This window comes from Thermomonas alba, assembly GCF_022419205.1.
GTDB classification, from domain to species: Bacteria; Pseudomonadota; Gammaproteobacteria; order Xanthomonadales; family Xanthomonadaceae; genus Thermomonas; species Thermomonas alba.
Genome location: NZ_JAJOZU010000005.1, coordinates 155,681 through 181,579, shown reverse-complemented (window position 1 = coordinate 181,579; position 25,899 = coordinate 155,681). Strand labels below are relative to the sequence as shown.

Here is a 25,899-nt window from a genome sequence, read left to right as displayed (position 1 = left end):
CCCGGCGCAATGCCGCGGCGATCGTTTCGTGGGCCGTTAGCTCAGTCGGTAGAGCATCGGACTTTTAATCCGCTGGTCGTTGGTTCGATTCCAACACGGCCCACCAATCCTTCCGTGCAGTCGGTCTCGGAATCGGACTCAATCCGCTGGTCGTTGGTTCGATTCCAACACGGCCCACCAATCCTTCCGTGCAGTCGGTCTCGGAATCGGACTCAATCCGCTGGTCGTTGGTTCGATTCCAACACGGCCCGCCAACTCGTCTCGCGCAGTCGGTCTCGGAATCGGACTCAATCCGCTGGTCGTTGGTTCGATTCCAACACGGCCCGCCAACTCGTCTCGCGCAGTCGGTCTCGGAATCGGACTCAACCCGCTGGTCGAGGGTTCGATTCCAACACGGCCCACCAATCCTTCCGTGCAGTCGGTCTCGGAATCGGACTCAACCCGCTGGTCGAGGGTTCGATTCCGGCGCGACCCCAAATCTTTCCTCGCAGTCGGTCTTCACCGGCGAATGCCATAGGCGCCGCCGCGAATCCGGCTCGGGCGGCGCTTCCCTGGTCATGCGCGATCAGGGCCAGCTGTCCGTGCCAGGGGCCTGCGCTGGTAGAAGCACTCACTCCAGCAGCGAGCGCAGCATCCAGGCGTATTTTTCGTGGGTCTGCAGACGCTGGGTGAGCAGGTCCACGGTGGGGTCGTCGCCGGCGGCATCGGCGGTCTTGAGCACCTTGCGCGCGGTGCGGCAGACCGCCTCGTTGCCGTCCACCAGCTGCTGCACCATGTCGTGCCAGGCCGGCACGGTGGCCTGGCCGGGCTCCTCGCGGATCGAACTGAGGCGGATGAACTCGTGGTACGAGCCGGGCGCGTTGTAGCCCAGTGCGCGCATGCGCTCGGCGATGTCGTCCAGCGCGTTCCACTGCTCGGTGTACTGGGTTTCGAACATCAGGTGCAGGCTGTTGAACATCGGGCCGCTGATGTTCCAGTGGAAGTTGTGGGTCTTCAGGTACAGGGTGAAGGCATCGGCCAGCACATGGGCCAGGCCTTCGGCGATCTTGCGGCGGTCGTCGTCGGCGATGCCGATGTCGATCGCGCGGCTGCCGTCGGCATGGACGGGGGATTTGCTGGATTTGTGGCTGGATTTCTTCTTGGCCATGACAGCTCCTTACAAGCATGCACCCGGATGGGCGCGGGATGGGCTTGCGGCGACAATACACCGGTTTTGTTGCGGCCTGAAATCGGAATGTCCGCGTTTCCTCATTCATGAAGCCTATCGAGCCCAATTTCAACCCGGCGCTTCCCGCCAACCCACGCCAGGCCCGGCACGCTATCGACGATGCGCTGTCGCGCGATCGTGGCCGCCTGCTCGGCCTGCTGGCGAAGTGGCAGGCCCAGCCCGGTGCGGACGCGCCGCGCGCGGCATTCCTTGCGTGCCTGCAAGCATCGCTGGCCGCGCGGGAGCGCCGCGTCGCCGCGCTGCCGGAGGCGGGCACGGTGGATCCGGCGCTGCCGATTGCCGCACATGCCGCGGACATCGTCGGCCTGATCCGCGCGCATCAAGTCGTGGTCGTGGCCGGGGAAACCGGCAGCGGAAAAACCACCCAGCTGCCGAAGCTGTGCCTGCAGGCCGGGCGCGGCGCGGCCGGGATGATCGGTTGCACCCAGCCGCGGCGGCTCGCCGCGCGCGCGGTGGCGCGGCGCGTGGCGGAGGAGCTGCAGGTGCCGCTGGGCGGCGCAGTGGGCTACCAGGTGCGCTTCAACGAGGCGGTCGGCGAGCAGACCGCGGTGAAGTTCATGACCGACGGCATCCTGCTGGCGGAGATCCAGGCCGACCGCTGGCTGTCGAAGTATGACACCCTGATCATCGACGAGGCGCACGAGCGCAGCCTCAACATCGATTTCCTGCTCGGCTATCTCAAGCAGCTGCTGCCGAGGCGGCCAGATCTGAAGCTGGTGGTGACGTCGGCCACCATCGACACCGCGCGTTTTTCCGAACATTTCGGCGGCGCGCCGGTAGTGAGCGTGGAAGGCCGCGGCTATCCGGTGGAAATCCGCTACCGCCCGCTGGAAGGGCCGGTGCGCCCCGGGCAATCGTCGGTCGCGGACGGCCGGGCCGGACGGTCGGATGGAGCCAAGGCCTTGCCCTGGATGGCGGCGGAATCGAACGCGGAAACCGGCGAGCGCTCACTGTTGGATGGGATCGTCGCTGCCTGCGATGAGATCATGCGCGAGCAGCGCGGTGGCGACGTGCTGGTGTTCTTGCCGGGTGAGCGCGAGATCCGCGATGTCCACCGCGCACTGGAGCAGCGCAAGTATCGCCACACCGAGATCCTGCCGCTGTATGCGCGGCTGTCGGCGAAGGATCAGGACCGCGTGTTCCATCCGGGCCCGTTGCGGCGCATCGTGCTGGCGACCAACGTCGCGGAAACCTCGCTGACGGTGCCGCGCATTCATTACGTGGTCGATCCGGGCCTGGCCCGGGTCAAACGCTACAGCCCGCGGCAGAAGCTGGACCGGCTGCATATCGAGCCGATCTCGCAGGCCAGCGCCAACCAGCGTGCCGGCCGCTGCGGCCGCATCGCGCCCGGTATCTGCTTCCGCCTGTATTCGGAAGCCGATTTCGCCTCGCGTCCTGCATTCACTGATCCGGAGATCCGCCGCGCGGCGCTGGCGGGTGTGATCCTGCGCATGCTGGCGCTGGGGTTGGGAAAGATCGACGGATTCCCGTTCCTGGAGCCGCCGGATGCGCGCGCGATCGCCGATGGCTGGCAGCAACTGGGCGAGTTGGGCGCAGTGGATGCGCAGCGCAAGCTCACCGCGATCGGAAAGGTGATGGCGAAGCTGCCGGTGGACGTGAAGCTGGCGCGCATGCTGGTCGCCGCGCATGCGCATGGAGTGCTGCGCGAGATGCTGGTGATCGCCAGCTTCCTGGCGATCCAGGATCCGCGCGAGCGTCCGGCCGACGCGCGCGCGACCGCCGATGCCGCGCATGCGCAGTTTGCGGATGCAAAGTCCGAGTTCGTCGGCATCCTCAACCTGTGGCAGGGCTACCGCGCCGCCCACGAAGCGCTGACCCAATCGCAGCTGCGCAAATGGGCCGACCGGCATTTCCTCAGCTTCCTGCGCCTGCGCGAGTGGTGGGAGCTGCATCGCCAGCTGAAACTGCAATGCGAGGAGATGGGGTGGGAAACGGAGGCAGACCCCGCGTCGGCGGCTGCCGGCATCGACCCAAGCGCGACCGGCGCCGTGCCGGATGCGCCGGAGGCGCGTGCCAAAGGCATGGCCGGTGCGCCTTACGCCGCGCTGCATCGCGCGCTGATCGCCGGCTTGCCGACGCAGCTGGGACATCGTGCCGACAAGGGCCTCTACCAAGGGCCGCGGGGGCGCAAGTTCCAGCTGTTCCCGGGTTCGAAGCTGGCGAGCAAGCCACCGCCGTGGGTGCTCAGCGCCACTCTGCTGGATACCGAGAAAGTGTGGGCGATCACCAACGCTGCGATCGAGCCGGAGTGGGCGATCGCCGAGCTGCCGCATCTGCTGGCGCGTCGCCACCACGACCCGCACTGGTCGCGCGCGCAGGGGCGGGTCGTCGGTAGCGAGCAGATCAGCCTGTTCGGGCTGGTGCTGGCGCCGAAGAAACCGATCCACTATGGCGCGCTGTATCCCGAGGAGGCGCGGCAGATCTTCGTGCGCGAAGCGCTGCTGACCGGCGAAATCAATACCCGCAGCGCTTTCCTCGCCCGCAATCTGCGTACGCTCGAACTGGCCCGGCAGGAAGAGGCCAAGCAGCGGCGGGTGGGGTTGGTGGTGGACGAGGACTGGCAGGCGCGCTGGTATCTGGACCGGCTGCCGCCGCATGTACACAACGTGCAGGCGCTGGATGCCTGGTATGCCAGCCTGCCGAAGGACGCAAAGGCCGCGCTGGAATGGTCGCGCGAGGATTTGCTGGTGGCCGACCAGAGCGACGCCGCGCGCTTTCCGGCATACATCGCGCTGGGCGATGCGCGGCTGGCGGTGCAGTATCGCTTCGAGCCGGGTGCCCCTGACGACGGCATGACCGTGGCGGTGCCGCTGCACCTGCTCAATGCGCTGGATCCCGCGCGCCTGTCGTGGCTGGCGCCGGGCTTCGTGGAGGAAAAGGCGAGTGCCCTGATCAAGTCCTTGCCGAAGGCGCTGCGGCGCAATTTCCTGCCGGCGCCGGACTTCGCGCGCGCATTCGCGGAAGCCTATCCGCAGCCGGAGGCAGATAGTTTCGAGAGCACGCTGGCGCGTTTTTTGGGCAAGCTCACCGGGGTTGAGCTTGCCGCGACCGACTTCGACCTCGCCGCGCTTGCCCCGCATCTACGCCTCAACCTGCGGTTGCTGGATGGCCGCACGGTGCTGGATGAGTCGCGCGACCTCGACGAGCTGCGCGCCCGTTTCGGCGAACGCGCCGCGCGGGCGTTCGCGCGGCATGCCGCGCAGGGCATGGAAAAGACCGGGCTGACCGCATTTCCCGATACTCCGATCCCGCTTTCGGTGCCGGGCCCGGGCGGCGTGCCGGCCTACCCCGCCTTGGATGATGACGGCGATAGCGTGTCGCTGGCCCTGCACGCGCAGCGGGAAGAGGCCGAGCGTCGGCATCCGCAGGGCGTGCGCCGGCTCTTGGCCCTCGCGCTGGCCGACAAGCTCAAGCAGGCGCGCAAGCAGCTGCCGGTGCAGCCGAAGCTCTCGCTGCTGTATGCGGCCATCGAATCTGCCGCGCCGCGTGCGGACGGGCTGAAGGACGCCGACCGCCTGCGCGCGGACCTGGTCGAGGGCGCGTTCGCGGCGCTGAGTGCCGACGGCCTGCTGGAGATCCGCGACGCCGAGGCGTTCGCGCAGCGCCGCGATGCCATTGGCCGCGCGCTGTTCGGCGAGGCCATGCAGCGGCTGCGCCAGGCCGAGATCATCCTCGGCCTGGTCGCGGAGGTGCGCGCCAAGCTGGAATCGAAGCTGGTCGGCTGGGCACGCGCCAATCTCGACGACATGCGCGCGCAGCTGGAGGCGCTGGCCGCGCCGGGCTTCCTGCGCGACACCCCGGCCGACGTGCTGGCGGAATACCCGCGCTACCTGAAGGCGCTGGCACTGCGCGCCGAGCGCGCCCAGCGCGACCCCGGCAAGGACCAGGCGCGGATGCTGGAGCTGGCGCCGTTCCAGCAGGCGCTGACGGCGGCCGATCCGGACGACCCGCAGGCGCGCGCGCTGCGCTGGGAGCTGGAGGAACTGCGCGTGCAGCTGTTCGCCCAGGAGCTGGGCGCCAAGGGCGGGGTCTCCGCGAAGCGCCTGGCCGCCCGGCTCCAGCAGCTGCGATCGCGCGGGTGAGCGGCGGCACGGGTGTCAGTCGTCCACCCGCTCGCCCAGCAGCTCGCGCTGGCGGCGCTCCAGCTCCTCGGCATAGCGCTTGCGCACGAAGCTTTCGGAAAGTACCCCCAGCACCCGGCCGTCGCCGTCCACCACCGCCAGCTCATCACTCTGGGTCGCGTCGAACTGGCGCATCGCGGCCAGCGCGTCGGCATGCGCCGGTGCGCGAATGGCAGTTCGGTCTGGATCGACATGGGCGCGGCGAAGGCAAGGCTACGAATGGATCGCGCACAGTCTAGGCCAGCGTGACCTGGTGATGCTGAGCGCAGGCTGGCCGCTCGCGCGTGTGCCCGCTACTGTAGGCATATGCCCACGATCGCCCATGCTTCTGCCGGATTTTCCGATGCGCTGGCGCGGCTACCCGCTGGCGCGCTGCCCGCGCCGCTGGCGCAGCTGTGGCTGGCGCGCGCGCAGGCGGGCGCACCGATGCGCGACCGCCCCGAGGTGCTCGTCGATACGTTGGCGATCCTGACCTCGCTGAATGCCGACCCCGAAGTCCTGGCAGCGGCGCTGCTGGATGCGCTGGTGGACGTGGAGGCGCTGGCTGCGGAGGCGGGGATCACTCTGCCCGAGCGCCTGCGTACCCTGCTGGAAGGCCAGCGCGCCGCCAGCCGGGTGTGGGCACTGCACCGCGACCACGGCGGCGGGCGCAATCCGGAGGGCATGCGCCGCCTGCTGCTGGCGCTGGTGCGCGATCTGCGGGTGGTGCTGATCGTGCTGGCGCGCCAGCTCTCACGCATGCGTGCGGCGGCGCGCCTCTCCGACACCGAGCGGCTGGCGCTGGCGCGCATGACGCGCGACATCCACGCGCCGCTGGCCAACCGGCTCGGCATCTGGCAGCTGAAGTGGGAGCTGGAGGATCTCGCGTTCCGCATCCTGCAGCCGGCCGACTACCAGCGCATCGCGCAGTCGCTGGACGACAGCCGCGCCGGGCGCGAGCGCTACATCGCCGCGGTGCTGGCGCAACTGCGCGAGGCGCTGGCCGCGCAGGGCGTGCAGGCCGACGTGGCCGGGCGTCCGAAGCACATCTACAGCATCTGGAAGAAGATGCAGCGCAAGGGGCTGCCGATCGAGGAGCTGTACGACCTGCGTGCGGTGCGCGTGCTGGTGGAGGACATCCCCGCCTGCTATGCGGTGCTGGGGCTGGTGCATGCGCTGTGGGTGCCGATTCCCAGCGAGTTCGACGACTACATCGCGCGGCCCAAGCCGAACGGTTACCGCTCGCTGCATACCGCGGTGATCGGCCCCGAGGGCAAGACCCTGGAGGTGCAGATCCGCACCCGCGAGATGCACGCGCAGTCGGAGCTCGGCGTGGCCGCGCACTGGCGCTACAAGGAAGGAGGCGGCGGTGACGCGGCGATGGATCGGCGCATCGCCTGGATGCGCAAGCTGCTGGAACAGGCGGCCGAAGCGGCGGGCGAGGGCGACCCCAGCCCGCTGCAGGGGATCGACAGCGAGCTGGTCGAAGACCGGGTGTACGCGCTGACCCCGAAAGGCGAGGTGGTGGACCTGCCGCAGGGCGCCACCGTGCTCGACTTCGCCTACGCCATCCATACCATGGTCGGGCACCGTTGCCGCGGCGCCAAGGTGGACGGCCGGATCGTGCCGCTGACCCATGTGCTGCGCACCGGCGAGCGGGTGGAGATCCTCACTGGGAAAACCCCCGAGCCGCGTCGCGACTGGCTGCAACCGAGCGCTGGCTTTCTCGCCAGCAGCCGCTCGCGCGAGAAGGTGCGGTCCTGGTTCAACAAGCTCGACCGCGCTCACAACATCGAGGAGGGCCGCGCCCTGCTGGAGCGCGACCTGCGCCGGCTGGGTCTGGCGCATGCCGATCTCGCCCCGGCGCTGGCCAGGCTCAACGTGTCCAGCGAGGAGGATTTGCTGGTGGCGGTGGCCCTGGGCGATCTCACCTCGACCCAGGTGGCGCGCGCGCTGCAGGAAGCCGACAAGCCCGCATCGCCGCCCGAGCCGACCCCGCCTGCCGCGCCCCCGCGCGCGGCGGTGTCCACCACGCCGGGCACCGGTGTGGTCACCGTGCAGGGCGTGGACAACCTGCTGGTACAGATGGCCCGCTGCTGCCAGCCCCTGCCGGGCGAGCCGATCATCGGCTATCTCACGCGCACGCGCGGGGTGAGCGTGCATCGGCCGGATTGCGCGGCGTTCCTGCGCCTGGCCGGCAAGGAGCCGGCACGGGTGCTACCGGTGGACTGGGGCCGGACGCAGACCGCGCAGGCGGTCACCTTGCGGATCGAGGCGGTCGATCGTAAGTGGCTGATCAAAGACATCACCACGTTGCTGGCCCAGTTGGGCGTGCATTTGCAGGGGCTGCATACCGAGACGGCGCGGCGCGGCGGCGCGCGGGTGCAGATCCGGCTGCAGGCGCGGGTGATGGATTTCGAACAGCTCGGAACGCTGTTGGCGCGACTGGAGTCGCTGCCGGGCGTGGAATCCGCGCGGCGCGCATGAGCGCCGTCTGGCGCGCGCGCTGGCAGGCGCTGCCGCGAACCGCGCGGACGCTGCTGCTGACGGTTGCCGGCGTCGCGCTGGTGGCAGCGGCGCTGACCGCGCTGCGCGACCCGCTGGGCCGCTGGCTATGGCCGGATCCGCGCTACGACGTGCTGCGTCAGCGCGCCGAGCGCGCCCTGCGCGCGGGGCGCCTGAGTGCCAGTGACGGCAGCGGCGCGCGCGAGTTGTTCGAGGCGGCATTGGCGCTGCAGCCGGATCAGCTGGAGGCGCGCGAGGGTCTCGATCGGGTCGCGCAGGCGGCGCTGGCGCGCGCGGCGGCGCGCCTGGATGCGGGCGATCTGGCCGGCGCGCAAACGGCGCTGCAGCTGGCGCGCGAACTGCAGGCCCCGAAACCCCAGGTGGACGCGCTACAGGCCCGGTTGGACGCGCGCCAGGCCGAGGACGACCTCGGCGAGCTGCTGGCGCGCGCGCATCGCGCGCAGGCCGACGGGCATCTGGACGACGGCCCGCAGGCGGCGCTGCCGCTGTATCAGCAGGCATTGCGGCAGGCGCCGCGCAGCTTGCGTGCATTGGAAGGGCGCGAGGACGCCCTGCAGGCGCTGCTGCGTCCGGCGCCGGCGGCGCTGGCCCGCGGCGATCTGGCGCAAGTGGCCGAGCTGATCCGGCGCGCCGAGCGATTCGATCCCGGATTCGACGCGCTGCCCGCCCTGCACGCCGGGCTCGCGCGTGCGGTCGAGCAGCGCCTGCTGCAGGCGCGTCAGCAGCTGCAGCGGCATCGCCCGCAGGCGGCGGCGCGTGTCTGCGACGGCCTGCGGCCGGTGCTGCCGGCGCCGCTGCCGGAGCCGTGTGCTCAAACCCTCGGCGACGCACTACTGCACGCGGCCAGCCGCCAGCACAAGGCCGGGCGTATCGCGCAGGCGCGGCACCTGCTCGACCTGGCCGCCGCCGCCGGCGTGCCCGAGGATCGCTTGCAGGCCTTGCGTCAGCGCCTGCATCCGGCCTCCGCCGCGCCGCCGCCTTCCAGCGCGCCGTTGACCGCGCATGCGCACGCGCACCTGCAACGTCTGCTGCAGCAGGCCGCGCACGCCCAGGAGCACGGACACTGGCTCACCCCGCCGGGCGAAAGCGCCTGGGACCGCCTGCGGGCCGCGCGCGCGTTGGCCCCGAACGATCCGGACGTGCGCGCCGCGGCCGCGGCCATGCGCGATGCCGCGCGCGAGTGTCAGGCGCGGGCGCTGCGCGACAACGCCCTGGCGCGCGCGCATACCTGCCTGGACGTCTGGCGGCTGCTGGATCCGAACGATCCCGGCTTGCTGCCGGCCCAGCGCCGGCTGGCGGAGCGCTGGCTGGCAGTGGGCGATGAACGCCTGCGCGGCGGCGACGTGGCCGGCGCGCGCCAGGCGCTGGAGCATGCGCGGCAGGTGGATGCCAGCGTGCCCGGCATCGCCGCGCTGGCGCAGCGCCTGCAGCGGGTGCGGTCGGACCTGCGCTAAAGGCCTGGGTAAGGCGGGCGGCGGCCGATGGCCGCTAGGGAACCTCTGATCAAATCAGAGGTTCCTGCCGGCCATGGAGGGCCGGCCACGCATCAATCGCACAAGTGATTGATGCGTGTGAGCCGAGTCCGGGCCTGTACCGGACTCGGCGTGGGCTGACAACGCCCGGATGGCGTTGTTCAGACCTTCCCTAGGGAACCTCTGATCAAATCAGAGGTTCCTGCCGGCCAGGGAGGGCGTGGGCTGACAACGCCTGGATGGCGTTGTTCAGACCTTCCCTAGCTGCCCAGCAGCAGGCGGCGCAGCGGAGCGCGCGCCGCCTCCACCGAATACTGCCGATGTGCCAGCGCGCGACCGTGCGCTGCGAGCCGCTCCCACAGCGCGGCGTCGTGCAGCAGGCGCAGTACCGCCTGCGCGAAGGCGGGCGCATCTTGTGCCAGCAGCACATGCTCACCGTCACGCAGCGCCATGCCTTCGGCCGCCAGCGGCGTGGCCACCACCGGCAGCCCATGCATCAGGGCCTGGGTGATCTTGCCCTTCACTCCCGCACCGACCCGCAGCGGCGCCACTGCGATCCGGCAGCGCGCCAGCCACGGCGCGAGATCGGGCACATGGCCGTGGACCTGCACGCCGGGCACGTCGGCCAGGGCCTGCACCGCCGGCGGCGCCTCGGCGCCGATGCAGTGGAAGCGCAGGGCGGGATCGGCCGCGTGCAGTAGCGGCCACACCTCCCGCACGAACCAGCACACCGCATCCACGTTGGGCGGATGCCGGAATCCACCGACGAACAGCAGGTCGCGCCGCTGCCCGAATCCCGGCCCGGGCGGCGCTACGCGATGCAGGTTGGACAGCACCTCGATCCGCGCGCCGGGCACTGCGGCCTCGAGCAGCGCGCGCTCGGCCGGGCTCACCACCAGGGTGCAGTCGTATGCGGCCGCCAGCGCCAGCTCCTGCCGGCGCGTGCGCTCCGCCGCGCGTAGACCGGCGGCATCGCCGGCCAGCCGGGCCTGGCGCTCCTCGCGCAGGAAGTGCAGGTCCACGGTATCGAACAGCAGCCGCGCCTGCGGCGCATGCCGGCGCAGCAACGGCAGGCATTCGGCGGCGACGTAGTGGCGGCTGGCCAGCACGCTCGCAAAGCGCGCGCCGTGGCGGCGCAGCCAGACCGGCAGCGGCGGCGCCCACGGCGCATGCCAGCACTCCACGCCCAGCTGCTGCAAGGCGCGGGTGTAGTCGCCGTCGGCCTGCCGGTTGGCCGGCCAGAACACCACGTGTGCGCCTTCCTCGCGCAGCAGGCGCATCAACTCGACCATCCGCAGCGAGCCGGAGTCGTGGTCCGGGCGTGGGGTATTGGCGTCGATCACCAGCACCTGTGGCTGGCGCGCATGCAGCAGGGCCGGGGTCGGCACCTGCCCCGGCGCGGGCTGCGCGGTGAGCGCGTGCGCCCATTTCGCCGCGAACACGCCGCGATTGCGCGCCTGCGCGGCTTTCGCGCCGCTCGCAGGATCGGTGCCGGCGGTGGCGCCCTCCACGTGCACCACGGTCGAAGCCGGCTGGTACAGCACCCGTCGCCCGGCCGCGCGCACCGCGAAGGCGAGATCGGTGTCCTCGTAGTAGGCCGGCGCATAGCGCGCATCCAGCCCGCCGAGCTGACGCAGCAGCGCGGTGGGCAGGGCGATCGCCGCGCCGCTGACGTAGTCGGCCTCGCGCAGATAGGTGAAGCGGCAGTCCTGCGGGTCTTCGCCGCGCCCGTAGTTCCAGGCCGAGCCGTCCGCGAACACCACGCCGCCGGCTTCCTGCAGGCGGCCATCCGGATACACCAGGCGCGCGCCGACCAGCCCCGCATCCGGGTACGCCGCGAAGGTGCCCAGCAGCGCGTCCAGCCAGCCCGGCTGCGGCACGGTGTCGTTGTTCAGCAGCACCAGGAACTCGCCGCGCGCAAGCCGCGCGCCGTCGTTGCAGGCCGCGATGAAGCCGCCGTTCGCGGCGCGCGCGTGCACGCGCAGGCCGCCGATCCGGCGCAGCTTGTCGAGGGTGTCGTCCGGCGAGGCGTCGTCCACCACGATCACCTCGAACGGCGTCGCCGGCGGATGCGCCGCCAGCGCGCGCAGGCAGCGCAGGGTATGCGCGAAGCCGCCGTGGACCGGAATCACCAGGCTCGCGCGCGGGGTGTCGGAGGAGGCCAGTGCGAACGGCGCGAACGCGGCTTCGGGTGGCTGCCACAGTGGGATCGGGGCATACGCCGGTCGGCGGCGCTGGCGCAGATGCCGCCAGCTGCCGGCCAGGCCGCGTACGCGCAGGCTGGCCAGGCCGCGCTGCAGCCAGCCGAGCGCGCGCTGCCATAGAAACTGCGCATCGGCGGGCCATTGCATGCGGCTGAACTCCTGCATCACGTGAGCGCGGCCAGCGACGGCCGGTGTCCGGGGCTGGGTTAGACTCGACAGGATCCGATTGTCGCACCGACCACGCCCGCCCATGCCCCGAGTTCCGGACGAAGACGCTGATGAACTGCCCACGCCCGAGGCGGGGCCGGATCGCCTGGGCTGGCGCGGCTGGCTGCTCCGCGTCGCGCTGGCCGCGCTGGCGCTGCTGCTCGGCTTTCTGATCCCGTATCTGCTCTACCTCAATCAGCAGGTGGTCGAGCGCTTCGGTCAGCTGCGCTGGCAGCTGCCGACCCGGGTGTACGCGCGCCCGCTGGTGCTGCGTCAGGGGCTGACGCTGGATGCGCCGACCCTGCAGTATGAGCTGGAGGCGGCGGCCTATCATCCGGGCGATGGCCTGCGTCCGGGGACCTATGCGCGTGACGGCGGGCGCTGGCGGATTTCCAGCCGCGGCTATGCCGACGTAGACGGGCGGGTGGCGCCTGCGGTGCTGGACGTGGTGCTCTCCGGTGATCGGGTGGTGGCGATCCGCGACCTGCGCCGCCATCTGGCCCTGCGCAGCGCGCGCCTGGATCCGGCCCGGATCGCCACCCTGTACGGCCAGAACCAGGAAGAGCGCCGGCTGGTGCGGCTGGAGGAAGTGCCGGAGCTGCTCATCACCGGGCTGCAGGCAGTCGAGGACCGCGATTTCAACCACCACATCGGGATCGACTTCAGCGGCATGCTGCGCGCCGCCTTCGTCAACCTGACCTCCGGTGGCGACACCCGTCAGGGCGGCAGCACCCTGACCCAGCAGCTGGCGCGCAGCGGGCTGCTGGGCATCGGGCGCGAGCAGACCTTCAGCCGCAAGTTCAAGGAAATCCTGTTCGCGCTGCTGCTGGAGGCGCATTACGACAAGCGCACCATCCTGGAGACCTACCTGAACCAGGTGGACCTCGGTCAGCGCGGGGCGCAGTCGATCCGCGGGGTCGCGGCGGCCTCCGAGTTCTGGTTCGGGCGTGATCTGAAAGACCTCTCCACCGAGCAGATCGCGCTGTTGATCGGCATGGTCAAGGGGCCGTCCTGGTACAACCCGCGGCGCAACCCGGAACGCGCGCTGCAGCGGCGCAACGTCGTGCTCGCGCAGATGCGCGAAACCGGTCTGATCAGCGAGGCCGAATACCGGCGCGCGCTGCAGGCGCCGCTGGGGGTCACCCGCGACGCCGGCAATCTGGCCGCCAACCGCTATCCGGCGTATGTCGATCTGGTGCGCAAGCAGCTGGCGCGCGACTACCCGGCCGATTCCATTTCCGGCGCCGGGCTGAGCGTGATGACCGGGATGGCGCCGTCCGCACAGCGCGCCGCCGAGCAGGCGGTGGCCGGCACGCTGGAGGCGCTGCAGACGCGTGGCCGCCCGCCGCTGCAGGCCGGGCTGGTGATGACCGACGTGCACGACGGCGACGTGCTGGCGGTGGTCGGCAGCCGGCAGTACACCGAGCCCGGCTTCAACCGCGCGGTGGACGCGCGGCGGCCGGTGGGCTCGCTGCTCAAGCCGTTCGTGTACCTGCTGGCGCTGGCGCAGCCGGCGCAGTGGTCGCTGGCCAGCACCATCAGCGATGCCCCGGTGACGGTGGGCCTGGGTGGCGGGCGGCGGTGGAGCCCGGGCAACTCGGATGGCCGCAGCCACGGCGATGTGACCCTGATGGACGCGCTGGCGCAGAGCTACAACCAGGCCACGGTGCGGCTGGGGATGGCAGTGGGCCTGCCGCGCCTGGCTGCGTTGCTGCGCACCCTGGCGGGGATCGAGGCCGAGCCGCAGCCCTCGCTGATCCTGGGCGCGCTGGATCAAAGCCCCTATGCGATGGCGCAGCTCTACCAGTTTCTGGCATCCGGCGGCGAGATCCAGTCGCTGCACGCGGTGCGCGGGGTGCTGGATGCGCAGGGGCGCGCGCTCAAGCGCTACGACAAGGACGCCCCGCCGGCGCAGAAAGGCGACGCGGTGGCTGCGCGCCTGGTCGGCCATGCCCTGCAGTACGTGGTGACCGCGGGCACCGCGCGCGCGCTGCTGGGACAGGGGTTGGGTTATCTGGCGCCGGCCGGCAAAACCGGCACCAGCAACGACAGCCGCGACAGCTGGTTCGCCGGCTACACCGGCGACCATCTGCTGGTGGTGTGGGTGGGCAACGATCAGAACCAGCCCACCGGGCTGTACGGCGCGACCGGCGGCATGCGGGTGTGGGCGGAAGTGTTCCGGCGCCTGCCCAGCGCGCCGCTGCGGCTGTCCTCCGACGGCATCGAATGGCGCTGGGTGCTGGACGGGCAGAGCACCGACGAGGGGTGCCCCGGCGCCCGCCGGTTCCCGTTCGTGGTCGGGTATGCGCCGGCCTACCAGCCCTGCCAGTACGCGCCGCCGATGGAGCTGGACGAGTTCGGCAACCCGATCGCCCCGCCCGCGGAGCAGCCCGAGGGCAATCTGTTGCAGCGGGCTGGGGAGGCGCTCCGGCATTTCTTCGGCGGCGGCGATCCGGCCAAGCGCCCACCCTCCGCGCCGGACCCGGCGCAGACGACGCCGTGACCACGGCCTCGTCACGGCTGGCGCGCGCCGCCGCGGCAGCGCTGGGGGACGCCGGCGCGCTGGCGGCGGCCGTGCCCGGGTTTCGCGCGCGGCACGCGCAGCAGCGGTTGACGATGGCGGTGGCGGAGGCGTTCGAGCAGCGCGCGGTGCTGCTGGCCGAGGCCGGTACCGGCACCGGCAAGACCTTCGCCTACCTGGTGCCGGCGCTGCTGTCGGGGCTCAAGACCATCGTCTCCACCGGCACCCGCGCGCTGCAGGACCAGCTCTACCAGCGCGACCTGCCGCGCGTGCGCCAGGCCCTGGGCGTGGGCCTGAAGACCGCGCTGCTGAAAGGCCGCGCCAACTACCTGTGCCGCTACCGGCTGGAGCAGGCCAAGGGCGAGCCGCGCTTCACCGCGCGCGAGCAGGTCGGCCAGTTCCAGCGCATCGTGGCCTGGAGCGGGCGCACCCGCAGCGGCGACATGGCCGAGCTGGAATCGCTGCCCGAGGATTCGCCGCTGCTGCCGCTGGTGACCTCCACCGCCGACAACTGCCTGGGGAGCCAGTGCCCGTTCTGGAACGAATGCTTCGTGGTGCAGGCGCGCCAGCGCGCGCAGGCGGCCGACCTGGTGGTGGTCAACCACCACCTGCTGCTGGCGGATCTTGCGCTGAAGCAGGAAGGCTTCGGCGAAATCCTGCCGGGCGCGCAGGCGTTCGTGGTGGACGAGGCGCACCAGCTGCCGGAGCTGGCCGCGCAGTTCTTCGGCGAGGGCTTGGGCGCTCGTCCACTGGTGGAGCTGGCGCGGGATGCGCTGGCCGAAGCCAAGGCCGTGCCCGGCGCGTTGGCCGCGCTGCAGGCCCCGGCGCAGGCGCTGGAGCAGGCCACGCGCGCCCTGCGCGCCGCGATGGATCCGCTGCCGCTGCGTGGCACCGCCGCACGCGCGCGCGAGGTGGCGGACGTAGCGCCAGCGCTGGAGGCGCTGCAGGCCGCGCTGGAGGGGCTAGAGTCGGCGCTGGCCCCGCTGCGCGAGAGCGCGCCCGCGCTGGAGGCCTGCCATGCGCGGACGCAGGAGCAGCTGGGTCGCCTGCAGCGCTGGCTGGAAGTATCGGCATCGGAGGAAGCGCACGGCGCTTCGCCGGCAGTGCGTTGGTATGAGCTTTCGCCGCGCGGGTTCCGCCTGCAGCGCACTCCGCTGGACGTGGCGGATCCTCTGCGCGCGCACCGTGAGCGCAGCGCAGCCGCCTGGGTGTTCACCTCCGCGACGCTGGCGGTGGATGGCCGCTTCGACCATCTGGCGCAGAAGCTGGGGATCGACTCCCCGCGAACCCTGATCGTGCCCAGCCCGTTCGACTGGCCGCGGCAGGCGCTGTGCTACCTGCCGCCGGGCCTGCCGGAGCCGGCCGCGCGCGACTACGGCCAGGCCGTGCTGGCGGCGGTGCGGCCGGTGCTGGAGGCCTCGGGCGGGCGCGCATTCCTGCTGTTCGCCTCGCACCGCGCCCTGCGCGAGGCGGCGGCGGCGCTGGAGGACGGCCCGTGGCCGCTGTTCGTGCAGGGCAGCGCGCCGCGCCACGTGCTGCTGCGGCAGTTCCGCGAATCCGGCAGCGGCGTGCTGCTGGGCACCGCCAGTTTCCGCGAGGGCGTGGACGTGGCCGGCGAGGCGCTGAGCGTGGTGGTGATCGACAAGCTGCCGTTCGCCGCGCCGGACGATCCGGTGTTCGAGGCGCGGCTGGACGCCATTCGCCGCGCCGGCGGCAATCCGTTTCACGACGAGCAGGTGCCGCAGGCGGTGATCGCGCTCAAGCAGGGTGCCGGCCGCCTGATCCGCAGCGAAACCGACCGCGGCGTGCTGGTGCTGTGCGACCCGCGCCTGCTGGGTAAATCCTACGGCCGGATCTTCCTCGACTCGCTGCCGCCGCTGCCGCGCACCCGCGCGCTGGCCGACGTGCAGGCATTCTTCGCGGATAATCCCGCCCCATGAACCTGCTGGCGCTCGAAACCGCCACCGAAGCCTGTTCGGTGGCGCTTTACATCGATGGCGAAGTGCGCGAGCGCTTCGCCGTGGCCCCGCGCCGCCACGCCGAGCTGGCGCTGCCCTGGGCCGAGGCGCTGCTGGCCGAGGCCGGCCTTCGGCGCGGCCAGCTGGATGCGATCGCGCTCGGGCGCGGCCCGGGCGCCTTCACCGGGGTGCGCCTGGCGGTGGCGATCGCGCAGGGCATCGCGCTCGGCCTCGACCGCCCGCTGCTGCCGGTGTCCACCCTGGCCGCGCTGGCGATGCAGGCCGAGGGCCCGCACCGACTGGCCGCGATCGATGCGCGCATGGGCGAGGTTTACCTGGGTGCGTTCGCATGGGATGGCCAGGCGCTGCAGCCGCTGGCGCCGGAGCAGGTGGCCGCGCCGGACGCGGTGGCGCTGCCCGAGGGCGCGGGCTGGCACGGTGCCGGCACCGGCTTTGCGGTCGCAGGCGGCATGCTGGGCGCACGCATGGGCACGCGCCTGCGCGCCGCCGATGCCGCCGCCCTGCCGCATGCGGCCGACGTGGCGCGCCTGGCCGCCGCCGCCTTCGCCCGCGGCGAAGGCCTGCCGCCGGAGCGCGTGGAGCCGGCCTACCTGCGCAACGACGTCGCCCTCACCCTGGCCCAGCAACAGGCAAGGCGCGGCTGATCCGGCTTCCCGTTGCGCGACTTTTGGCTATTCTCCCGATAGGTTCGTGTGTCACGGGGGGAATGCGACGTGAAAATCCGGATCCTGATGCTGGCTGCGGCGCTGGTGGCGGCGGCGGCGTCCGCCGAAGAGGTTCCGTTCAAAGGCAGGACGCTGGAAGTCGATAGCGGGCAGGAGGCCAGGCCGATCCTGAAGGTGAAAGGCTCGCGCTACGTGGTGCCGGGCAGCCGCGAGCAGCTGGTGGCCAAGGCGCAGGCTTGCCTGGCCGCGCAGGAGGGCGTGAGCGTGAGCAATGTCGATGCCGCGCAGGGGCAGCTTGCGGCCACCATGCTGACCGGCTTCCGCGCCAGCTTCGCCAACCAGACGCTGCGCACGCAGCTGGCGATGGAGGTGGGCGAGGGGTATTTCCAGATCACCGAATCCAATCCGGAACTGGCGCAGACCGACGGCAGTGGGTTCGTGGCGCTGGGGCAGTCGGCCGGGCTGTGGGAGAAGGCGCTCGACGCGCTGATCAAGCACGAGGATGCGTTGATCGACTGCATGTACCGCTGATGCCGCGGGCGGCGCGATGCCGGGACGGCGCCGGGGTCAGCGGTCTATCAGCTCGCCGCCGGGCAGGAACTGCCAGGTGCGGGTGACGTGCAGAATGTCCGGGTCCTCGGCCGTTTTCGGCAGCGGCGGGAAGGGTTCGGCCAGCTTGACGATGCGCTCGGCGGCGGCATCCAGCATCGGGATGTGGCTGGAGCGTACGATCCGGATGCTTTCCACGCTGCCGTCACGGCGCACGCCCACGCTGATCACCACCACGCCGCCGATATGGCGGCGGCGGGCCTCGTCCGGGTAGTTGAGGTTGCCGACCCGCTCGACCCGGTCCACCCACGCCCGCAGGTACTGCGCCCAGGCGTATTCGCGGGTGCTGGCGGAGACGAACTTGCGCTTCGGGCGCTTGGCGTATTCGGCCGAGCGCAGCTGGATCTCGGCCGCCAGTCGCGCCATCTCGATGTCGTGGTCGATCTTCTCGCGCCCGGGTGGGCGTTCGTCGGGGCGCGATTGCGGCTGCGGGCGCGGCTGTGGCAGGGCCTGCTGACCGCGGGTGGAGGCGGCGATCCGGTCATCCTGCGGCGGGCTGGGCGCGGGCGACTGCGCGTGCAGCGGGCGCGGGGCCAGGCCGTCCTGCGCCTGCGCCAGCGGGCCGGCCTGGGGGGCGCCGGGGCGGTGGCTGCGCTCGGATTCGCCGCCGCCCTGGTTGTTGGCCTGGGCGAGGAAGTCGGCCTGCGCCGGGGTCAGCGGGGTCTGGGTGCGGGTCTGGATCACGTCCAGAGTCGGCACCAGTGGGGCGGCATCCTCGACCGCGAAGCCCACGCCGAAGATCACCAGCGCGTGCAGCAGCAGGGAGAGCACCACGGTGGCGCGCAGGCGTTCGGCCTCGCCGATGCGCGGGGTCGGCGGCACGGCAGGGGCAGGCGCAGCCGATCTCGTCATCGTGTCTGAAGCATGGCCTCGATGCGGTCGAACAGGGCGCCGGCGATGTTCAGGCCGAACTGGGCGTCCAGCTCGCGGATGCAGGTCGGGCTGGTGACGTTGACCTCGGTGAGATAGTCGCCGATCACGTCCAGCCCTACGAACAGCATGCCGCGGCGCTGCATTTCCGGGCCCACTTGCGCTGCGATCCAGCGGTCGCGTTCGGACAGCGGGCGGCCTTCGCCGCGGCCGCCGGCGGCGAGGTTTCCGCGGAACTCGTCGCCCTGCGGGATGCGCGCCAGGCAGTAGTCCACCGGCTCGCCGTCCACCAGCAGGATGCGCTTGTCGCCGTCGGCGATCTCCGGCAGGTAGCGCTGGGCCATGGCCAGGTGGCGGCCGCCGGCGGTCAGCGTCTCCAGGATCACGTTGAGGTTGGGCTCACCCGCGCGGGCGCGGAAGATCGAGCGGCCGCCCATGCCGTCCAGCGGCTTGAGCACCGCCTCGCCGTGCTCGGCCACGAAGGCCTTGAGCGCGCCGGCGTCGCGGCTGACCAAGGTGGGCGGGCAGCACTGCGGGAACAGCAGCGCGGCCAGCTTTTCGTTGAAGTCGCGCAGGCCCTGCGGGTCGTTCACCACCATTGCGCCCTGGCGCTGGGCCAGGGTGAGCAGCTGGGTGTCGTGCAGGTAATCGGCGTCCACCGGCGGGTCGCTGCGCATCAGCACCACCTGGCCGGGGCCGAACTCGAGTTCGGCCCATTCACCCAGCCGGTAGTGGTCGCCCTGGGCATCGCGTACCTTGAGCGGCGCCACCGTGGCGCGCGCGCGGCCGTCGCGGACGCCCAATCCACCGGGGCGCACGTAGTGCAGGCGGTGGCCGCGGCGCTGGGCCTCCAGCAGCATGGCGAAGGTGGAATCCTTGGCGGTCTTGATGGTCGCGATCGGATCCATCACGACCACCACGTCGAGCGTTCCGGGATGCGGCATGGCGGCCTCGCATGCGGGGGAGCGCAGGATGGTAGCAGTACCATCGCGGCCAGCGCCGTCCACGCGCAAATGCTTGACAGTCAGGCCCAAGGCTTGGATAAAGACAGTCCGCAACGCGCGCAGACGCGGCGGTGAGCAATCGCGCGAGAGCGCGCAAGGGGTGAGCATGACGCAGCAGGATGATGCAGGCATCGACCTCCGGGGGCTGAGGGTGATGGTCATCGACGATTCGCGGACGATCCGGCGCACGGCGGAGACCCTGCTGGCGCGCGAGGGGTGCGACGTCGTCACTGCGACCGACGGCTTCGAGGCGCTGGCCAAGATCGCCGACCATGAGCCGCAGATCATCTTCGTGGATATCATGATGCCGCGTCTGGACGGCTATCAGACCTGCGCGCTGATCAAGAACAATCAGAAGTTCAGGAATGTGCCGGTGATCATGCTTTCGTCGAAGGATGGTTTGTTCGACAAGGCGCGCGGCCGTATCGTAGGGTCCGAGCAGTATCTGACCAAACCTTTCACGCGCGAAGAGCTGCTCGGGGCAATCCGCACTTACGTCAACGCCTGACCGGGGGGTAAGGCTTTCATGGCTCGCATTCTGCTGATCGAAGACTCACCGACCGAAACCGCGGTGATGACCCAGCTGCTGGAGCGCAACGGTCACCAGGTGATCGCGTCCGCCAGCGCGGAGGATGGGATTGCGATATGCCGGCGTGAAAAGCCCGATCTGGTGCTGATGGATGTGATCCTGCCCGGCATGAACGGGTTTCAGGCCACCCGCACCCTGACCCGTGACGCCGAGACCGCGCATATCCCGATTCTGATCGTCAGCACCAAGGGTCAGGATACCGATCGGGTCTGGGGCCTGCGCCAGGGCGCCAAGGACTACATCACCAAGCCGCCGCGCGAAAGCGACCTGGTGGCGCGGATCAACGCACTCATCGGGCACTGAGCGAGCACGTCATGGGCAAGCGAGGCAAGCACAAGCACAAGAGCCGCCCGCCGTTCGTCGCGGCTCCTGCCGCGGCTGCCGCGCCACCTTCGCCGCAGGGTGAGGATGCCGCGCCTGCGCCTCTGGCCGACGCCGGCATGGAGAGCGCCGGCGCCCCGGCGCAGCAGGACCAGCATGTGGACGATGTGCCGCAGACAGGCCGCCCCGCGCCGGAAAGCGTGCCGGAAGACGTGTCGGAAGAAGCGGACGCTCCCGAGTCGCCTGCAGTCGCAGATGGGCCGGGCGCGCCGGCGCGCGCGCCGCTGCGCTCTGTGCGCCTGCTGCGCTCGCCGTTTCTGATTCTGGCCGACTATGAGCAGCGCAGCCTGGCGCACGTCGCCGGCTTGCCCGAGCAGCTCGATGCGCCGGGCCTGTGGCGCGGGGTGGCCTATCGCGTCGGCCGCCACCGGCTCGCCTCCGGGTTCGATGAAGTGGTTGAAATCCTCTCGCTGCCGGCGCTGACCCATGTGCCCGGCGCGCAGCCCTGGCTGCTCGGGATCGCCAACATCCGCGGCAACCTGCTGCCGGTGGTGGATCTCAAGCAGTTCCTCGAGGGCGAGCGCACCGTGCTGCACGAGCGCCAGCGCGTGCTGGTGGTGCGCCAGCCGGGAGGCAATGTCGCGGTCACCATCGACGAACTGTACGGTCAGCGCAGTTTCGTCGAGGCGCAGGCAATCGACGCCGGCGGATGGGTGGAGGGGCGCTATGCGCACTTCATCGACCGTGTCTACCGTTTGAATGGTCAGGATTGGGGCGTGTTCAGTCTCGACCGCCTCTCCCGTACCCCTGAGTTCCGCCAAGCCGCCGCCTGAACAGCGGACACCAATGCAAGCCGAGGTCGCACGATGAGCAAACTGATGGATTCCGCCGCCGGCAAGGGCCGCAATCTCAGCACCAACTTCTGGATCTGGATGCTGGTCGTCTCGCTGCTCGTGTTCGCCGGCAATACTCTGTACGCTACCACCAAGGCGTCGCGCCTGGGTGGCGCCAGCACGGCGGCCTCGCGGCTGCAGCTGAACTCGCAGCGTCTGGCCAACCAGGCGCGTGAGGCGATCGACGGTAATGCGCAGGCGTTCGAAGCCTTCAAGGCCACCAAGAGCGAGATCGACGCCGACGTCAAGTGGCTCAATGACCGTTTCGGCGACTCCCCCGACGTGGCTGGCCCGATCGGTACCGTGACCGCGACCTGGGCGCCGCTGGCCAAGCGCGCGGAGGAAGTGCTGGGTTCGCAGCAGGCGGTGCTGGCGCTGTCCGGACGCGCCGACAGCTTCACGTCCAAGGTGCCGCAGCTGCAGGCACAGCTGAACGAGGTGGTGCGCGGCTTGGCCTCGGGCGGCGCCAGCTCGGCGCAGGTGTTCACCGCGCTCAATCAGGTGGTGACCTCGGCCGCCATGGCGCGCCGGATCGCGGAGCTGCGTGCCGGCGGCGATGGCGCGCAGGTGGCGGCCGACGCGCTCGGGCGCGACGCGGCGGTGTTCGATCGGCAGATGAACGTGCTGCTCAACGGCAGTCCGGACATCCCCAAGGTCACTGCGGTCGGCGCCATCGGCCCGCTGGCCCAGGCCAATACCCTGTGGCAGGGCATGAAGAAGGACCTCGACGCGATCATCGGTGATTCCCGCAAGCTGATCGGCGCGCAGACCTCGGCTGCGGCCCTGGCCAGTGGCTCGGACAAGCTGCTGGCCGACAGCGAGAGCCTGTTCGCGGCGTTCACCTCGTTCGGCTCGCTCAAGGACACCAGCATCATCGGCGGCGTGTGGGTCAGCATCCTCTCTGGCGCGCTGTCGCTGTTCTCGATCGGCGGCCTGCTGTGGGCCCTGAACCGCGCCCAGCGCATCCGCTACCAGACCACCAAGGAGCTGAACGACCGCAACCAGGAGGCGATCATGCGCCTGCTGGACGAAATGGGCTCGCTCGCGGAAGGCGACCTGACCGTGAAGGCGACCGTGACCGAGGACATGACCGGCGCGATCGCGGACTCGATCAACTTCGCGGTGGAGCAGCTGCGCACCCTGGTGGCCACCATCAACGAGACTTCGGTGCAGGTGGCGGCCAGTGCGCAGGAAACCCAGGCCACGGCGATGCAGCTGGCCGAGGCGGCGGAGCATCAGGCGCAGGAAATCAACTCCGCCACCGACCGCATCAACGAGATCGCGGCCAGCATTAATCAGGTGTCGCGCGATTCCGCCGATTCGGCCGAGGTGGCGCGGCGCTCGGTGCAGATCGCGACCAACGGTGCGGGTGTGGTGCGGCAGACGATCGCCGGCATGGACAGCATCCGCGACCAGATCCAGGAGACCTCCAAGCGCATCAAGCGCCTGGGCGAGAGCTCGCAGGAAATCGGTTCGATCGTGGAGCTGATCAACGACATTTCCGAGCAGACCAACATTCTCGCGCTGAACGCAGCCATCCAGGCCGCATCGGCCGGTGAGGCGGGGCGTGGCTTCGCGGTGGTGGCGGACGAAGTGCAGCGCCTCGCGGAACGCAGCTCCAGCGCGACCAAGCGTATCGAGTCGCTGGTGCAGACGATTCAGGCCGATACCAACGAAGCGGTGTCCTCGATGGAGCAGACGACCTCGGAAGTGGTCGCCGGTGCCCGTCTTGCCGAAGACGCGGGTACCGCGCTGGGTGAGATCGAAAAGGTGTCGACCGATCTGGCGGCCCTCATCGAAGGCATTTCGGCCGCGGCCCAGGAGCAGTCCGTGGCGGCCACCAGCATCACCGCCACCATGAACACCATTCAGGCGATCACCGCACAAACCGCGCAGGGCGCCAGCCAGACCGCGAAGTCGATTGGTAATCTGGCTCAGCTCGCGGCCGACCTGCGGCGTTCGGTTGCAGACTTCAAGCTGCCTGCCTGAGGTAGGGCTGAGACGGGGACCCGGATGAACAGCACCCTCCACGCCAGCATTCCAGCGCCGGCCACTGCCGGAGTGGCGTCATGAGCACCTCGCTGCGGGACGCGATCGACCATACCGCGCTCGGCTGGGTGAAGCCGGAGATCGACGAGGCGCTGCGGCAGGCGCGGATCGAGCTCGAGGCGTTCGCCGAGGCGCCGGGCGATGCGGCGCCGATGCAGACCTGCATCGAGCATCTGCATCAGGTGCAGGGCACGTTGCGCATGCTCGAGCTGCAGACGCCGGCGATGGTGGCAGAGGAGATGGAGCAGCTGGCGATCGCGCTGCAGGCTGGCAGCGTCCCGTCGCGCGAGGATGCGCTGACCGAGCTGATGCGCGGCATGGTCCAGCTGCCCGACTATCTGGAGCGCTTGCAGGGCGGCCATCGCGACATCCCGATCGTGCTGCTGCCGCTGATCAACGCCCTGCGCGCGGCGCGCGGCGCGCCTGAGCTGGGCGAGGATGCGCTGCCGGCGTTGCTGGAAGCGCCATCCGAGGCCGAACTCGCGCATGCCCGCAGCAGTCTGATGGGTCGCAATCGCGCCCTGCTGGATACCGTCACGACAGCGATCAAGGAGGACTTGCTCAGGGTCAAGGACGCGCTGGATCTGTTCCTGCGCGCCGGCCAGGGCAAGGTCCAGGAACTGCAGGTGCAGGTGCAGGCGCTGGATCAGATCGGCCACACCCTGGAAATGCTGGGGCTGGATCGCGCACGCCGCGTGATCCAGGCGCAGCGCGACATCGTGCATGCGATCGCCACCGGCGAGCGCCCGTTCGACGAAGGCGAGCTGTTGGATGTGGCTGGCGCGTTGATTTCCATCGACCATTCGCTCGATGACCAGGTGGCGCATCTCGGCGATGGCAGCCCGGAAGCGGAGACCAGCGACCTGCTGGCGCAGGAATCGCGCAAGGTCATGGGCGCGCTCACCCGCGCGGCCATCGGCAATTTCGCGGAGGTGCGGCACGCCTTCGTCGCATTCGTCGAAACCAACTGGGATCACGCCGCGCTGGAGCCAATCCCGCGCCTGCTCAATGAAGTCGCGGGCGCCCTGCGTATCCTGGAGAAGCCGGAACCTGCCAGCTTCCTGGAGGCCCTGCGCCAGTTCACTCAGCGCGAGTTGATCGAACGTCGGCAAGTGCCGGGCGGGCAGACGCTGGATACCCTGGCCGATGCCCTGGCGGGAATGGAGTATTACCTCGAGTCGCTGCACGATCCGCTCGGCCAGCGCCTGGATTTGCTGGACAAGACCCGCGTCAGCCTGGAAGCGCTGGGCTACTGGCCGCTTCCGGCCAGCGAGCCTGCTGCGCCAGCGCCTGCAGCGGCGGATGTGGCGGCGGATGTGGCGGTTCACAGCGCGCCTGAGAGCATCCCGGCCGCGAGCGAGCCGGATGCCCCTGCCGCAGAGCCGGAGGGTGAGCAAGCGCCAGCAGCGGCCGCCGTGGCGGTGGCGGTCAGCCCGGCCGCGGCTCCGGTAGCGGCCGGGTTCGAGTCCGCGGGCGACGAGATCGACGACGAGATCCGCGAGATCTTCCTGGAAGAGTTTCAGGAGGAGATCGCCAACCTCGATGCCCTGCTGCCGGCCTGGCGCATCGCGCCGGAGGATATCGAAGCCCTGCGCCCGATTCGGCGCGTCTTCCACACCCTCAAGGGCAGCGGTCGGCTGGTCGGCGCCAAGGTCCTCGGCGAGTTCGCCTGGCACGTGGAGAACATGCTCAACCGCGTGCTGGACGGCTCGCGGCCGGCCAGCCCGGCAGTGGTCGCGTTCGTCACCCAGGCGCATGGGCTGTTGCCCGCCCTGCACGCCGCGCTGCGCGATGGTGCGGCCGTCGCGGCCAACATCCCGGCGCTGGAGGCGGTCGCCGATCGCCTGGCTGCCGGGGAGGACGTCCTGCTGGAGACGCTTCCTGCGGCGGCCGAGCCGGTGGAGGGGGCCGCACCCGCGCAGCCGTCGGTGGACGAGGCGCCTGCGCCTGCCGCGCCAGAAACGACGGCGGTGCAGGTGGATCCCGTGCTGCTGGAAATCCTGGGGGCAGAAGTTGGGGGCCATCTGGAGACCGTGCGCGCCTGGCTGGAGCGTGCGCGTGCGGGTCAGGCGCATGCCGACAATGCATTGCTGCGCGCGATCCATACCCTCAACGGCGCGTTTGCCATGACCGAAGTGCCGAGCGTGACCGCATTCACGGCGCCGGCCGAAGGGTATGTGAAGCGCCTGCTGGCGGCGCAGCAGCCTGCGGATGCCGATGGCATCGACGCGCTCGCGGAAGTGGCCGATGCCGTGCAGGCGGTGACCACCGCGCTGCAGGAAGCGCCAGACCGGGTGCCGGTGTATGCCGCGTTGGTCGCGCGGATGACCGCGTTGCGTGACAGTCTTCCGGACGCGGCTCTGCCGTTTGTCGATCACGCTCAAGTGGCGGCGGAAGAGGCGGCGCGATTGGAAGCCGAACGTCTCGAGGCCGAACGTCTCGAGGCCGAACGTCTCGAGGCCGAACGTCTCGAAGCCGAACGTCTCGAGGCCGAACGTCTCGAGGCCGAACGTCTGGAAGCCGAACGTCTGGAAGCCGAACGTCTGGAAGCCGAACGTCTGGAAGCCGAACGTCTGGAAGCCGAACGTCTGGAAGCCGAACGTCTGGAAGCCGAACGTCTGGAAGCCGAACGTCTGGAAGC

17 protein-coding genes and 1 tRNA gene are annotated in these 25,899 nt (G+C 70.5%); 13 read left to right on the top strand and 5 right to left on the bottom strand.

Translation table 11 applies throughout. From position 1 onward, the window contains the following. The first annotated feature begins 30 nt into the window (after positions 1 to 30). Positions 31 to 106 (top strand) — tRNA-Lys (locus ML342_RS09475). A 504-nt stretch (positions 107 to 610) separates the two neighbouring features. Here ML342_RS09475 and ML342_RS09470 read toward each other — a convergent pair. Then, positions 611 to 1,147, bottom strand: a complete 537-nt coding sequence (locus ML342_RS09470; protein WP_240126803.1) for a Dps family protein — start codon at positions 1,145 to 1,147, stop codon at positions 611 to 613. Positions 1,148 to 1,254: 107 nt separating this feature from the next. Between ML342_RS09470 and hrpA the strand changes: the two genes are divergently transcribed. Next, positions 1,255 to 5,331, top strand: coding sequence for an ATP-dependent RNA helicase HrpA (hrpA, locus tag ML342_RS09465; protein WP_240126802.1), 4,077 nt, complete (start codon positions 1,255 to 1,257; stop codon positions 5,329 to 5,331). 15 nt (positions 5,332 to 5,346) lie between these two features. Here the strand turns inward: hrpA and ML342_RS09460 are convergent, their stop codons facing one another. Further along, positions 5,347 to 5,505 (bottom strand): hypothetical protein, encoded by a 159-nt coding sequence (locus ML342_RS09460; RefSeq protein ID WP_439655189.1) that lies wholly within the window; start codon positions 5,503 to 5,505, stop codon positions 5,347 to 5,349. A 180-nt stretch (positions 5,506 to 5,685) separates the two neighbouring features. Here ML342_RS09460 and ML342_RS09455 point away from each other — a divergent pair, with 180 nt between their 5' ends. Next, positions 5,686 to 7,836, top strand: coding sequence for a RelA/SpoT family protein (locus ML342_RS09455; protein WP_439655192.1), 2,151 nt, complete (start codon positions 5,686 to 5,688; stop codon positions 7,834 to 7,836). Continuing rightward, complete coding sequence (locus ML342_RS09450; protein ID WP_240126800.1) at positions 7,833 to 9,329, top strand: hypothetical protein; 1,497 nt, start codon at positions 7,833 to 7,835, stop codon at positions 9,327 to 9,329. The genes ML342_RS09455 and ML342_RS09450 overlap by 4 nt, the downstream gene beginning before the upstream one ends. Before the next feature lie 278 nt (positions 9,330 to 9,607). On the opposite strand, the gene ML342_RS09445 is transcribed toward ML342_RS09450, so the two are convergent. Then, the gene (locus ML342_RS09445) at positions 9,608 to 11,698 is read right to left on the bottom strand and encodes a glycosyltransferase (protein ID WP_240126799.1); all 2,091 of its coding nucleotides are present in this window, start codon (positions 11,696 to 11,698) and stop codon (positions 9,608 to 9,610) included. Between the two features lie 103 nt (positions 11,699 to 11,801). Here ML342_RS09445 and mrcB point away from each other — a divergent pair, with 103 nt between their 5' ends. The 4 genes from mrcB to ML342_RS09425 all read left to right on the top strand — a co-directional run bounded on the left by mrcB (position 11,802) and on the right by ML342_RS09425 (position 17,454). After that, a complete protein-coding gene (gene mrcB / locus ML342_RS09440) occupies positions 11,802 to 14,261 on the top strand; it encodes a penicillin-binding protein 1B (protein ID WP_240126798.1) in 2,460 nt (819 codons plus the stop codon). Beyond that, positions 14,258 to 16,219, top strand: a complete 1,962-nt coding sequence (yoaA, locus tag ML342_RS09435) for a DNA repair helicase YoaA (RefSeq protein WP_240126797.1) — start codon at positions 14,258 to 14,260, stop codon at positions 16,217 to 16,219. Before mrcB ends, yoaA begins: the two co-directional genes overlap by 4 nt. Continuing rightward, complete coding sequence (tsaB, locus tag ML342_RS09430) at positions 16,216 to 16,902, top strand: tRNA (adenosine(37)-N6)-threonylcarbamoyltransferase complex dimerization subunit type 1 TsaB (protein ID WP_240126796.1); 687 nt, start codon at positions 16,216 to 16,218, stop codon at positions 16,900 to 16,902. The genes yoaA and tsaB overlap by 4 nt, the downstream gene beginning before the upstream one ends. 69 nt (positions 16,903 to 16,971) lie before the next feature. Further along, on the top strand, positions 16,972 to 17,454 hold the full coding sequence (locus ML342_RS09425; protein ID WP_240126795.1) for a hypothetical protein: 483 nt from the start codon (positions 16,972 to 16,974) through the stop codon (positions 17,452 to 17,454). A gap of 36 nt (positions 17,455 to 17,490) precedes the next feature. Here ML342_RS09425 and ML342_RS09420 read toward each other — a convergent pair whose 3' ends face one another. Together ML342_RS09420 and gshB are read right to left on the bottom strand one after the other, a co-directional pair. Further along, complete coding sequence (locus ML342_RS09420) at positions 17,491 to 18,384, bottom strand: TonB family protein (RefSeq protein ID WP_240126794.1); 894 nt, start codon at positions 18,382 to 18,384, stop codon at positions 17,491 to 17,493. Then, positions 18,381 to 19,346 (bottom strand): glutathione synthase, encoded by a 966-nt coding sequence (gene gshB, locus ML342_RS09415; protein WP_240126793.1) that lies wholly within the window; start codon positions 19,344 to 19,346, stop codon positions 18,381 to 18,383. Before gshB ends, ML342_RS09420 begins: the two co-directional genes overlap by 4 nt. A 166-nt stretch (positions 19,347 to 19,512) precedes the next feature. Here gshB and pilG point away from each other — a divergent pair, with 166 nt between their 5' ends. The 5 genes from pilG to ML342_RS09390 all read left to right on the top strand — a co-directional run. Then, positions 19,513 to 19,914, top strand: coding sequence for a twitching motility response regulator PilG (pilG, locus tag ML342_RS09410; RefSeq protein ID WP_240126792.1), 402 nt, complete (start codon positions 19,513 to 19,515; stop codon positions 19,912 to 19,914). An 18-nt stretch (positions 19,915 to 19,932) separates the two neighbouring features. Beyond that, on the top strand, positions 19,933 to 20,298 hold the full coding sequence (locus ML342_RS09405) for a response regulator transcription factor (RefSeq protein WP_240126791.1): 366 nt from the start codon (positions 19,933 to 19,935) through the stop codon (positions 20,296 to 20,298). 320 nt (positions 20,299 to 20,618) lie between these two features. After that, on the top strand, positions 20,619 to 21,149 hold the full coding sequence (locus ML342_RS09400; protein ID WP_240126902.1) for a chemotaxis protein CheW: 531 nt from the start codon (positions 20,619 to 20,621) through the stop codon (positions 21,147 to 21,149). Between the two features lie 33 nt (positions 21,150 to 21,182). Then, complete coding sequence (locus ML342_RS09395) at positions 21,183 to 23,198, top strand: methyl-accepting chemotaxis protein (protein ID WP_240126790.1); 2,016 nt, start codon at positions 21,183 to 21,185, stop codon at positions 23,196 to 23,198. Between the two features lie 80 nt (positions 23,199 to 23,278). Then, the coding region (locus tag ML342_RS09390) for an Hpt domain-containing protein (protein WP_275672441.1) at positions 23,279 to 25,899 on the top strand (2,621 nt) is incomplete at its 3' end.